General features: G+C 53.1%; 13 protein-coding genes. 4 read left to right on the top strand and 9 right to left on the bottom strand.

All coding sequences use genetic code 11. The features are described 5' to 3' along the window. Positions 1–92: 92 nt before the first annotated feature. From ptrA to rppH, 9 genes are all read right to left on the bottom strand, one after another. Positions 93–2,993, bottom strand: a complete 2,901-nt coding sequence (gene ptrA / locus Dpoa2040_RS01745) for a pitrilysin (protein WP_168640072.1) — start codon at positions 2,991–2,993, stop codon at positions 93–95. A 41-nt stretch (positions 2,994–3,034) separates the two neighbouring features. Continuing rightward, positions 3,035–3,403, bottom strand: coding sequence for a prepilin-type N-terminal cleavage/methylation domain-containing protein (locus Dpoa2040_RS01740; RefSeq protein WP_168640112.1), 369 nt, complete (start codon positions 3,401–3,403; stop codon positions 3,035–3,037). A 4-nt stretch (positions 3,404–3,407) separates the two neighbouring features. After that, positions 3,408–3,860 (bottom strand): YgdB family protein, encoded by a 453-nt coding sequence (locus tag Dpoa2040_RS01735; RefSeq protein WP_246867224.1) that lies wholly within the window; start codon positions 3,858–3,860, stop codon positions 3,408–3,410. Further along, positions 3,850–4,443, bottom strand: coding sequence for a prepilin peptidase-dependent protein (locus tag Dpoa2040_RS01730; RefSeq protein WP_042869098.1), 594 nt, complete (start codon positions 4,441–4,443; stop codon positions 3,850–3,852). The genes Dpoa2040_RS01735 and Dpoa2040_RS01730 overlap by 11 nt, the downstream gene beginning before the upstream one ends. After that, the gene (locus Dpoa2040_RS01725; protein WP_042873825.1) at positions 4,437–4,928 is read right to left on the bottom strand and encodes a prepilin peptidase-dependent protein; all 492 of its coding nucleotides are present in this window, start codon (positions 4,926–4,928) and stop codon (positions 4,437–4,439) included. The genes Dpoa2040_RS01730 and Dpoa2040_RS01725 overlap by 7 nt, the downstream gene beginning before the upstream one ends. A 238-nt stretch (positions 4,929–5,166) precedes the next feature. Beyond that, positions 5,167–5,961 (bottom strand): thymidylate synthase, encoded by a 795-nt coding sequence (gene thyA, locus Dpoa2040_RS01720; RefSeq protein WP_168640071.1) that lies wholly within the window; start codon positions 5,959–5,961, stop codon positions 5,167–5,169. A 31-nt stretch (positions 5,962–5,992) separates the two neighbouring features. Next, entirely contained in the window at positions 5,993–6,856 is an 864-nt protein-coding gene (gene lgt, locus Dpoa2040_RS01715) for a prolipoprotein diacylglyceryl transferase (protein ID WP_168640070.1), read from the bottom strand. 183 nt (positions 6,857–7,039) lie between these two features. Next, complete coding sequence (gene ptsP, locus Dpoa2040_RS01710; RefSeq protein ID WP_168640110.1) at positions 7,040–9,286, bottom strand: phosphoenolpyruvate--protein phosphotransferase; 2,247 nt, start codon at positions 9,284–9,286, stop codon at positions 7,040–7,042. A gap of 14 nt (positions 9,287–9,300) precedes the next feature. Continuing rightward, positions 9,301–9,828 carry an RNA pyrophosphohydrolase gene (rppH, locus tag Dpoa2040_RS01705; protein ID WP_042869094.1) on the bottom strand — a complete coding sequence of 176 codons (528 nt, stop codon included), beginning with the start codon at positions 9,826–9,828 and terminating at the stop codon, positions 9,301–9,303. Positions 9,829–10,227: 399 nt separating this feature from the next. Here rppH and Dpoa2040_RS01700 point away from each other — a divergent pair, with 399 nt between their 5' ends. The 4 genes from Dpoa2040_RS01700 (at position 10,228) to Dpoa2040_RS01685 (ending at position 12,467) form a co-directional block, all read left to right on the top strand. Further along, a complete protein-coding gene (locus Dpoa2040_RS01700) occupies positions 10,228–10,392 on the top strand; it encodes a hypothetical protein (protein ID WP_155683840.1) in 165 nt (54 codons plus the stop codon). A 196-nt stretch (positions 10,393–10,588) separates the two neighbouring features. After that, on the top strand, positions 10,589–11,281 hold the full coding sequence (gene mutH / locus Dpoa2040_RS01695) for a DNA mismatch repair endonuclease MutH (RefSeq protein ID WP_168640069.1): 693 nt from the start codon (positions 10,589–10,591) through the stop codon (positions 11,279–11,281). Between the two features lie 98 nt (positions 11,282–11,379). Next, complete coding sequence (locus Dpoa2040_RS01690; RefSeq protein ID WP_168640068.1) at positions 11,380–12,096, top strand: TerC family protein; 717 nt, start codon at positions 11,380–11,382, stop codon at positions 12,094–12,096. A gap of 152 nt (positions 12,097–12,248) precedes the next feature. Then, positions 12,249–12,467 (top strand): YgdI/YgdR family lipoprotein, encoded by a 219-nt coding sequence (locus Dpoa2040_RS01685; RefSeq protein ID WP_042869088.1) that lies wholly within the window; start codon positions 12,249–12,251, stop codon positions 12,465–12,467. Positions 12,468–12,470 lie beyond the last annotated feature (3 nt).

Here is a 12,470-nt window from a genome sequence, read left to right as displayed (position 1 = left end):
ACGCGTTACTCACTTCTTCCCGTCTTGATTCTCGCTTTTGTCTCTCTCTGGCACATGTCTCCCGACACAGGCCTATTATCTCTCACCCATTCTTACTGGTTTTCCGTCTTTTTTTGCTCCATCGGTTTTAGTGTCAGCGTCCGTTGCAGCGCGGAAGTTGATGCATAGAATTGCCATTCTGGTGGTCGGGCATAATCCGCCGCCTGGCCGCTGGCACGACCAGAAATCTGAGACAAAATCGCCAGCCCCTGTGGATGTATCGCCTGCCGGAAAAAGTCCGTTAACTGTGCGGACGAAATGGACGCCAACTGCCCGATCAACTGCTGGCGGGTATCGAAAGCAAAATTCTCTCGCTGCAAATCGCCACGCAAACGGGCTGCCTCTTCGCTCAACGTTTGAGGTGGCTGGCTGAGCGAATTGATAAGTCCTTGCTTGTTTTGAGCGAACGTTTCTGCACTCATGCTATTCAGGCGCTGTTCCGCCTTGCCAAAAAAGTCCTGATAACGTTGATAGAGGTAAGCCGGTTGCTTACTGTTGCTTTGCAGCAGGAAACCGATCCCCCACTGGTGATCGATAGAGACAGGAGTAGCAAATACGGCATACCCCAGCTGTTCATCAGTACGCAATTGATTAAAGAACCAGGGATGAATGATCTGCCCCAGCAGCTTGCTGTAAGCGGCGCTCTGTATCTCGCTATATCCCGCAGGAATGTATACCGCCGCCAGCGCAGAATCAGTACTGCTGCCGCTGCGCTGCAATATGGCGCGCTGTGACTGGCTGATATTGAGAGATGGCCCACGCCACCATTCGGTGCCGCCGCAGCCAAGACGCACATGCAGGCTGTGCGATAAGCTGACCACCTTATCCTGCTCCAGATTGCCGACCACCAGCATTTCCGGTGCAGCCTGCTGCAACAAGGCCTTGCGGTATTCCATCAGTTCCTGCAACGTAATGTCTTTCAGTAAATTACGCCGCTCGTCTCGCTCGCTATACGGCACGTTCGACAGCCCTTGAATCGGGAACATCGCCTGCTCATAAGCTTTGGCCTTCTCAGCCGCCTCCAGTTGTTCGATATACCAGGATTTCGCCTGCTCCAGTTGCTCTTGCGTCGGGGTGAAACTGGCATACTGCTCCACCAGCGTCAGTAATAACTCAGGCAAATGCTGGGTATAGCCACTGGCCGTCATCACCAACCCGTCATTACTGCCGGTGGAAAAACTGATTCCCCCCACCGATGCCTGATAGCTCAACGCATCCAACGCGACGCCAGCCAGATAATCATTCAGGGCAAATAACACCTGATGGCGAGCAGAATCGCTCGCCATGCGGTTACGCAACATCAGCGTAATCTCAGCTTTGGGTTCACTGGCGAAATAACGGCTGGGCATGTAAAACACACGCAAACCCGGTTCTTCGACAACTTTCTTTGGATGTGTGATGGCGGCATCCGCAGCAATCAGCGAGAAATTATCCGGAATATAGGGATTAGGCGTCGGCAAGCTGAGCGACAGCGGTTGTGCCGTTTTCCGCCACTGCATCATCTGTGCATCGCTAATCTTGTCCACCTGATAAGGGGCACTGACAAAGTAGGCTTCTTTATTATGAGGCTGTTCCGGGCTTATCACCCAAATGCGCGCATTTTGCGGCGTCATAGCTGACAACCGGGCGTTTATCGCCTCAGGATCAAATTGATCCGCCAGATAGGGACCTTCAAGGGTATATTCCACCGGTAATCGCAGCATAGTATCCGCCAGCCACTCCACATATCGCATGTCGCGGTTAAGAGAGGGGTAACGAAAATCAATATCCAGCACTCGTGAGATTTCATCGAAGTAACGCGGCTGAACTCCCTCCTGGCGCAGTTTTTCCAGATAACTAAACACACCAGCAATCACGTTATCCTGCTGATCCAGCCCCTTGTCGGTCAAATCGACGCTGATATTGAATACGCCGCTATTACGCTCAGACATCGGGTCAGCGCTGGCGCTCACCGACTCGGCCAGCCCCTGCTTCTGCAACCAGTCAGAAAGCGTGTTCTGGCTACGATTACCGATCAGATAGCTGATGTAGGTATCTGTTTTACTGCGAAACGCCTGGCTGTTGTCATCGATCCGGAATTCAATCTTCAACTGCTTTCGCGGTTGCGCCGGAACGTAATGAATGAATAGCCCGCGCTGCTCATCCGTCACTACCGGTGCGGTAATCGGCGGTACGCTGGCCTGACGATTAGCGATTCGCCCAAAGGTCGCGGCAGCAATAGTAGCCAGCTCCAGTAACGTCGATTTACCGTAAATCACGCCTTTCATCAGGTTGGCGGAGTAGTAGCGCTGGTAGAAGTTCACCAGTTCATCGTGCAGCTTGCTGCCGGGCTTATCGCTGAGGGTTTCCAGGTTGCCACCGGCAAAGCGGGAACCAGGGTGCGCTGGGTTGATGGTTTCAGCCTCTACCTGCGCCATACGCAAGCCGTCACGGGCGCGGGCCATAGTCAACTCCGCATTTACCGCGTGACGTTCACGATCAGCATTGATCGGGTCGAGCAGCGGTTCGGCAATCGCATCGGCCAGCCGGTCAACCGCAGATTGCAATGCATCATTTTCCACTTCAAGGTAGAACGCGGTACGGTAAGATGCCGTGCTGGCATTGTGGCTGCCGCCGTGCATTTTCAGAAATTCGGCTAACCCATCCGCCTGTGGGTAACGTTTCGACCCCATCAGCAACATGTGCTCCAGATAGTGAGCCAGCCCCGGCTGCTGTGGCGGGTTGTCCAGCGAACCAACCGGTAACGCCAGCGCCGCCAGCGAACGCGTGGCCTGCGCATCAGACACCAGCAGAACCGTCATACCGTTATCAAGCTGTATCGCCTGATACTGCCGAATATCATTCTCACTCTTTCGTATTGTCTGTGACAGTGGCTGCCAGCCATCCGATGCCTGACTGTTCGGAAACCAGAAAAACAGCAGCAGTACGCTTAACCAAACACAAGATTTCCGCATCAACATCTCCAGAGGCGTTATTCAGGCTAAAATATTACAGACTAAAGGGTGCGGCGTTGTTCAACAGCATCCAACGCATCACAAAACCAGCGACTAAGAACCGCACGATAGCGATAGGGCGTTACCACAGTCACCGTTACGCGACGACAACCCGGAGGATAGGGTTGCTCGGTCCGGTTCATTCCCCATCCTGCCGGAATGTTCTGCGGCGCGGAAACGCTGCCCGCGTTTTCCTCTTCCAGTTGCTGATGTGCTAACCGCCATGCCTGACGCTGCTGTACCTGATGCAGCAGCGATTGTTGAAGTATCTGATGATATTGCAATAAACCTGCCAGCGAAACCGCGAATAATAGTGCGGCGACCAGTGTTTCCGGCAGACTGAAACCGGCGCAAAATCCATAAAGCGGCATTTTTTTACACCGGGTCACAAGCCAGCTCCGCCGTATCGGGGCAAAAATCCAGCCACCCGCCCGCGATGGGTCGAATCACACCATCAGTCGCCACAGCATCAACCATGACCCGGTGATAAAACACCAGCGGTTGCGGATCACCGTTGATCTTCCCTTCGGCACGCAGCAGCCCTATCTGGTCTGCCCTGTTCTCCCCAGTCACCCGCAGGCAGGCGCGGAGTTGCGCCGAAGGCTGAATCTGACACTGCCACTCGGCGGTGACGTGCCATCGCAGCCCCATTCCCCAGTTCAGCGCCGACAGCCCCTGATTAAATGCCTGCCAAAAGCGTTGCTCGTCAATACCCTGTTGCACCTGAATATCCAACTGGCGTTGCAATCCACCCAGCATCAGCACGCCTGTCATCATGATCAGCATGACTATTATCAGTATGCTGCCCTGCTGCTGCCTATCCTGCATGGTTTCTCCCTGTCACCAGACTATCAACCTGTTGCCGACGTGTCGGATATGCAGTCCAGTATCCCTCCAACAACACCCGATAACGTGGTTGGGCGCCAGCAGTTTGCTTTGTGACTTCAAAACGGGCAATGGTTACCTCACTGGGATCCAGCCACTTTTCCCAACGATTTCCCTGACAACGTGGGCCACCCGTTTGTACTTCCAGCGCGCCATCGCGCAAGCGGTAGCTGAAAAACTCCGGCTCCGACTGCTCCCCAGTTTCCCAGCGACCATTGCGGTTAACGTCGTAGGCGACCGACAGACAACTCACTTGTTGCATGGCACTCGTCTCCAGCGTCAACGCCGCGCCGGGACAGCGGCCAGCACAAAAACCGGCGCGCCGAATATCTTTTTCTATGCCGAACAGCGCCTGACTCAGCAAATGTTCCAACCGTATCAGGCTGGCGCTATCCTGCGTCTGAGTTCGCAACAATGGCAGCAGCTGCGCTACCGCCAGCATAATCAGGCTCCCCATTCCCATCGCCAGTATTACTTCCGGCAGGGTAAATCCACCCATGGCCTTCCCGGTTACTCTGTTCAGCATAACGGGATGCCCTGCACAGGCCGGGATTCGCTGCAAAGGCGCAAGCGCCCACGCGCCGATATCACCAGCCTCACCCGTCCAGCCGAATTACTCAATGTGAGATGCCCGGCCTGTGCTGCATTACGCAAGCCGTAAAACACCACCTGCTCGCTGGTAGTTTCGACGAGCGCGACATCCTGCGAAGCGCGGGTAAAAACGAACGCGTTTTCTGGTGGACAGGAAGCCGGTTCGGGACCGCTCCCAATACACCAGTTGCCGCCTGACGACGTTAACCACAGACTTTCCGTCTGATTGCGCCAGTAGACGCCAGCCTGAATGCGCCCCATGAACGCCAGCAAATGCCGGGCGTGTTGTTCCAGCATCAGCGCCTGACGATAAGCCAGCCAGTTGTAAAACCCACCGCCTGTCAGCAATGCCACAATAGCGATCACCACGATTAACTCCAGCAGGGAAAAACCCTGTTGCCGCCCGTTAGTTATGTTCATGACGGCCATTCTAGAGCGCGGTATCAGTATGAATAGTATTGAAGAGCGCGGTTGCGAGACGTCTCGCAGGCAAGATGCCGGGCAACAGCAACCTACAAACAAATTGCACGGTGGCTCGCAAATCAGGAGATAAGAAAAACCGCCCATCGGCAGGAGGCCCCGACGCAACAGGAAACGATTATTTCCATTGTCCGCGGCATCCGCCTTTGGGCGGTGATATCAGAACAGGAAGACAGGCTTAGACGGCTACCGGAGCCTTGATGGCAGGGTGCGGGTCATATCCCTCAATCTCGAAATCTTCAAACCGGTAATCAAACAGCGATTCAGGACGGCGTTTGATCACCAACTGGGGCAAAGGACGTGGCTCACGGCTGAGCTGCTGGCGCGTCTGTTCAAGATGGTTGTTGTAGAGGTGAGTATCGCCACCCGTCCAGACAAAATCTCCGACATCCAGATCGCACTGCTGCGCCATCATATGCACCAGCAGTGCATAACTGGCAATGTTAAACGGCAGACCAAGGAAAATATCGCAGGAGCGCTGGTACAACTGGCAGGACAATTTACCGTTCGCAACGTAAAACTGGAAAAAAGCGTGACAGGGCGCCAGCGCCATTTTATCCAGCTCGCCCACATTCCAGGCAGAAACAATGATGCGGCGGGAATCCGGATCTTGCTTCAATTGTTGCAGCACCGTTTGCAACTGATCTATCTGACGACCATCCGCCGCTCCCCAGGCACGCCACTGTTTGCCGTAAACCGGCCCAAGGTCGCCATGTTCATCCGCCCATTCATCCCAAATGGAAACCTTATTGTCATGCAGGTAACCGATGTTGGTGTCGCCGTTTAGAAACCACAGCAGTTCATGAATGATGGAACGCAGATGGCAGCGTTTGGTCGTTACCAACGGAAAACCATCCTGCAGGTTGAAACGCATCTGATGACCGAAAATCGATAACGTTCCCGTGCCCGTGCGGTCATTCTTGGGAGTTCCTTCTTCGAGCACTTTTTTCATCAGTTCCAGATACTGTTTCATACCACCTCTATCTACGTAATTTTATCAACAATCACTGCCGGGCAGACTGGCGGCGATAGGCCCAGACCATCATCAAAATGCCGGCCAACACCATTGGTATCGACAGAATTTGCCCCATGCTGACACCGCTAAACAGCCCCAATTGCGCATCCGGCTGACGGAAGAATTCCACAATAATGCGGAACGAACCGTAGCCTATCAAAAACAGGCCGGACACACTGCCCATCGGGCGCGGTTTGCGAATGAACACATTCAGAATAATGAACAGCACCACCCCTTCCAGCGCCAGTTCATATAACTGCGAGGGATGACGAGGCAGCACGCCGTATTGATTGAAAATCGCCTGCCACTGCGGGTTGGTGGCGACCAGCGTCATATCTTCGCTGCGTGAGCCAGGGAACAGCATCGCCCATGGCGTATCAGTCGTAACGCGGCCCCACAGTTCACCATTGATAAAGTTCCCAAGACGCCCGGCACCCAGGCCAAACGGAATCAGCGGAGCAATGAAATCAGATACCTGGAAGAAATGACGTTTGGTGCGATGGGAAAACCACAGCATAACTGTAATAACACCCAATAACCCGCCGTGGAAGGACATGCCGCCATCCCACACCCGGAACAGGTAGAGCGGGTTATCCAGAAACAGAGGGAACGCATAAAACAGCACGTACCCCAAACGCCCCCCCACAAACACGCCGAGGAATCCGAAATAAAGCAGGTTTTCCACTTCGTCTTTATGCCATCCGCTACCCGGTTTACTCGCCCGCCGCACCGCCAGCCACATGGCAAACACAAACCCGACTAAATACATCAACCCATACCAGTGCAGGGAAACCGGCCCTATTGAAAAAATCACCGGATCAAATTGGGGAAACACCAGATAGCTCGTCGTCATCGATCACCACATTGTCGTTGCTTTGTCCCTGAATTCAGGGCGATTCAAAGGGCTGAGAAAGGCAGGAACTCCGTCAGCCGTCCGCGGTTGCGCATGATAGCATAGCCAGCAGAAACAGTTGGCGGTGAGGGAATAAAAGAACTGTAAACATTTCCGGTATGTGAAAATGGGCCGACGCTGCGTTTAGCGCCCACCCCGAATCAAGCCGCCTAATCCACGCTCTTCAATGAAAATCGACGCCCATTGACGCACTTCGCTGGCGGTTTGCGCTTTAAGCACCTTGTCCGCCAGTTGGCGCGCTTCCTCTTCGCCTATCCGGCGCAACAAATATTTGATGCGGGCGACACTGCGTCCATTCATGCTCAGCGTGCGGTATCCCAAGCCGATGAGCAACAATGCGCCGATTGGCTCGCCCGCCATTTCGCCGCACACCGAAACCGGCAGTTGGTAATGACGGCACTGAGTAATAATCATATTCAGCGCCTGTAGCATTGATGGATGCAGGTTATCGTAAAGGCTTCCAACATGTGGATTATTGCGATCCACCGCCAGCAGATACTGGGTCAGGTCATTGGTACCGACGGAGACAAAATCGATGCGAGAAGCCAGATGCGATAACAGGAACAACACCGACGGCACTTCTATCATAATACCAATGCGTGGCCATGGCAGCGCAAAGCCCAGCATTTCCGATACTTCCACCGTAGCACGTGCGATCAACCGCTTTGCCTCATCGATCTCATCCAGGCTGTTGATCATCGGTAATAAAATACTCAGGTTCCCGATATGTGCGTTGGCGCGCAGCATGGCACGAACCTGAATCATGAAGATTTCCGGCTGATCGAGCGTGACGCGAATGCCGCGCCAGCCCAGGCAAGGATTCTCCTCACTGATCGGCAGATAAGGCAACTGTTTGTCCGCACCGATATCCAGCGTACGCAACATTACCGGGCGGGTGGGGTAAAGCCGCAACATGCTTTCATATTGCGTCATCTGTTCCTCTTCCGAGGGGAAACCGCTTTGCAGCATGAATGGAATTTCAGTGCGATACAGCCCGACGCCGTCTACCTGATTAATGAAACGTTTCTCATGCTCGGCGCTTAGACCGGCATTGAGCATCACATCCACCCGCTCACCACTTTTCAGCACCGCCGGGCGTTCCATGTCATCTTCCGCCAGCCGGGTAAGCTCGTGTTCCTCACTCAGCAGACGCTGATACTCCTGCACCAGCACGGGTTCCGGGTCTACCAGCAGCTCACCGCGATAGCCGTCCAATATCAGCAGTCGCTGGTGCAACAGATCAGGTTGGATATCAGCGCCCATCAGCGTGGGAATGCCCATCGCCCGCACCAGAATAGCGGCGTGGGAATTGGCCGCGCCGTCATAGGCAACGACACCCGCCAGACGCTCTTGCGGCACCTCCGCCAGCAGCGTGGCGGTCAATTCGTCCGCGACCAGAATAAAACGCTCCGGCCACTGGCCGTTGCTTTGAGCATTGTCATCAAGATGAAACAGCAAACGCTGCCCCAGCGCCCGCAAGTCGCTGGAGCGATCACGCAGGTAGGGGTCCTGCAGGCTGGCGAACTGGGCGGCAAACCGTTCGATCACCACTTTGACTGCCCATTCGGCCACACTGCCGGTATCCACCTCCTGAAACAACTCGCGTTTGAGGCGAGCGTCATTGAGCAGGTGGGAGTAAAAATCGAATATCGCCGCGCTTTCTTTCTGGGCACTGGCGCTGAAACGCTTGCTGAAACGGCGAAACTCCGAGCCAGCTTCTTCCATCGCCACCAGCAGCCGGGATCGCTCACTATCACTGTTCAGACTGGAAGCCGGAAACACCAGTTCCAGCGACGGCTGACTACGGTCCTGCCAGCCGGGAGCAATGGCTACACCGGAAGACGCTGCCATCGCCTTGATACGCGTCTGTCGATATTGCCCGAACAGCGCCTTCATCTGTGATTGAGACAGAATGGCCGCCATCTGGGTAGCCAGCGTCACCATGAACGATTCTTCGTTTTTGTCGAACTGTCGGTGCTCGCGTTGCTGTACCACCAACACGCCCAGCAGTTGGCGCCTATAGATTAACGGCACGCCCAGAAAGGAACGAAAGTGTTGTTCGCGTACGGCGGGAATGAATTTGAAACTAGGATGACTTTGCGCATCCGCCAGATTAATAGGCTCAGCCCGTTCGCCTACCAGGCCGACAATCCCCTGACCGAATGCCAGCGTAATGGTACGACCACGTGGTTTTTTCAACCCGCGCGTCGCCATCAGGTAATAACATTGACGATCATGATCCGCCAGATAGATAGAACAGACTTCCGTATCCATCGCCAGACAGGTTTCATTCACCAGAATGTCCAACGCATCACTCAGCCGGGCCGCGGTCGCAACCTTTTCAATAATTTCCCGCAGTCGCGTGAGCATCATGATGTGTCGGATTATCCTCGTTTTCGTCTGATTCCTGATGACATTCGGGTAGCCGAATTCTCCTGTAGCTGCATCACGGCGATGACAAACTCCTTCATCACCTTTCGGTAAACATCACGTTTGAAAGACACGACCTGGCGTACCGGATACCAGTAGCTCACCCAGCGCCATCCGTCGAATTCCGGGGTGCCGCTGCTTTGCATGTTGATGTCAGATTCATTACACATTAACTGTAGCAGAAACCATTTCTGCTTTTGGCCGATACATACCGGTTTTGTATCCCAACGCACCAAACGTTTTGGCAATTTATAGCGTAACCAGCTTCGGGTGGAAGCCAGGATACGAACGTCCTTTTTCCGCAGCCCCACCTCTTCGAACAGTTCGCGGTACATTGCCTGTTCCGCGCTTTCTCCGGGATTAATTCCCCCCTGAGGAAACTGCCAGGAGTGCTGGCCGTAGCGACGGGCCCATAACACCTGACCCTGCCGATTACAAATTACAATACCAACATTCGGGCGGTAGCCATCATCATCGATCACCGGACTACCTCGATAAACTAGAATGCAAAGATGACTCGATTGTTTCACACTCCTGACAGACGGTAAACTCCCGCTTTACATCCCTTTTTATTGATACCGTTTCTGACGATTGCATCACGTGTTAATCGTTCCGTCATCCCGACTATCGCTGATAAAATGTCGTTAACCCACAGATAAAAGCGAAGTTATAAACATTCACCTGATAATTTTACCGGTTTATTCACTTTTTCTGTGGACATCTTTGTGAAGAACATCATGAAAAAGTGCGCAAAACTCATTTCAATTTTTATGTAATTGTGATGACAAGAACAAAATAACCATTTAATTTCAATTAATTACCTCACTTTCCAGCGTGTTTTCTCACCCCCTCTATGAACAACATCCGCAGGGGTTCTCAGGATGGCGAAAGATCGCACTACGTCGGTTTTATCCACAGGCGATAACGAAAAACCAGCCAAAAAAACAGCAAAACCAGCAAAAGCACCGTCCGTCAAGGCTGTAAATCAAAACAGTAATCCTGAGTTATCCCTGTTATCCCAAAAAACTGTGGATAACATAGTGTAAAATCCTGTTCATTGTCGGTGTCTTGTCATGAACAAAAACCGGCGAGGTTTTTCTCACCATGCAGAGCGAGATAAAAATCATAAAAAAATCATGCTATTATTATTTCCTGCCTGAATAACTGAATGCCTGATGTTATCCTCCGCCATGGCTGTGTTTTTTTTAATCACCTTGATTATCAGTAACGGATACGCAATACATGCAGACGCAACCACCCACCCCTCATCAGACGCCGCCGGACAGTGAACAGGCTTTGCTGTTGCGGGCACAGGCGCTGGCTGGTTATTCGCTGGCAGAGTTGGCGCGAATCGCCCAACTACCGCTGCCCGCCAACCTTAAGCGAGATAAAGGGTGGATCGGCGTACTACTGGAGCGTTTCCTGGGTGCCAGTGCCGGCAGCAAGCCGGAGCAGGACTTTCCCAATATCGGGGTTGAGTTGAAAACCATTCCAGTGGATGAACAAGGGCGACCATTGGAAACGACCTTCGTCTGTGTAGCGCCGCTCACCGGAAACAGCGGCGTAACCTGGGAAAGCAGCCATGTACGTCATAAGCTGACCAGAGTACTGTGGATTCCGGTGGAAGGTTCGCGCCCCATCCCGTTGGGGGAACGCCGTATCGGAGCACCATTGTTATGGAGTCCCAGCCAGGAAGAAGAGCAGCAGTTACGGCAAGACTGGGAAGAGCTGATGGATTTGATCGTGCTTGGCAAAGTAGAAAGCATCACCGCACGTCACGGCGAAGTGTTGCAATTGCGCCCCAAAGCCGCCAACAGCCGGGCGCTGACCGAAGCGATTGGCGAACATGGGCAGCCGATTTTGACGCTACCACGCGGTTTTTATCTGAAAAAAACCTTCACTACACCGCTACTGGCCAGGCATTTTCTGCTGTAATTCCTTCCGGGACAAGCACAACCTAATTCCTCTTGCCTGTACAACTGCAGGCCGTAGATAATAGTCATTTACATTTCGTTTAAGGATGCACTGAGATAATGCTCAATTGGATCGCAGACCCTAATGCCTGGCTGGCGCTGGGGACACTCACCATACTGGAAATCGTACTTGGCATCGACAACATCATCTTTTTGTCGCTGGTCGTCGCCAAGCTTCCCAAACAGCAACAGAACAAAGCTCGCCGTATCGGCCTGATGGGCGCGATGCTGATGCGCCTTGGCCTGCTGGCGTCCATCGCCTGGGTTATAAAACTCACCAATCCGCTGTTTAGCGTATTCGGTCAGGAAATTTCCGCCCGTGACCTGATTCTGTTCCTCGGCGGCCTGTTCCTGATCTGGAAATCCAGCAAAGAAATCCACGAAACGATTGAAGGCGAAGCAGAAGACCACACCTCGCAGGTACATTCCTTCTTTGGCGCTATTGTGCAGATCATGCTGCTGGACATCATCTTCAGCCTGGATTCGGTGATCACCGCCGTGGGTCTGTCTGACCACCTGTTCATCATGATGGCAGCCGTCGTCATTGCCGTCGGCATTATGATGTTTTCAGCCCGTCCTATCGGCGAATTTGTTGATCGCCACCCATCGGTGAAAATGCTGGCGTTGTCATTCCTGATTCTGGTGGGCTTTACGCTAATCCTGGAAAGCGTTGATATTCATGTACCTAAAGGCTACATCTACTTCGCCATGTTCTTCTCGATGGCAGTGGAAGCACTGAACCTGATGCGCGGCAAGAAATCCACTAAAAGCCACTAATTCTTGTGCGGGAAATGGTCAATGCGCCATTTTCCGCACCATACTTACATAGGTTTTTCATTTTTTTACCATAAATCCTAACTTCACCCGCACGGCGCTTTGCTAGACTGGGAAACATTCAGTTTTTTTGCTAAACAACAGGTACATTCAGTATGCGACTCCGGATAAAAACCGCCATGGCTCTGACGGTTATCATGCTGCTCTCCGGCTGCGCCAGTCATTATGTTATTGCCACCAAAGACGGCCAGATGCTGCTGACCAAGGGAAAGCCCGTGTTGGACCCGTCCACTGGACTACTCAGTTATACTGATGAAGATGGCGTGCAGCACCAGATCAACAACGACAACATTTCTCAGGTGATCGAACGATAAACC

The organism is Dickeya sp. CFBP 2040 (assembly GCF_012273755.1).
GTDB classification, from domain to species: Bacteria; Pseudomonadota; Gammaproteobacteria; order Enterobacterales; family Enterobacteriaceae; genus Dickeya; species Dickeya poaceiphila.
The sequence above is the reverse complement of the archived record's forward strand: the minus strand, read 5'-3'. Positions and strand labels throughout refer to the sequence as shown.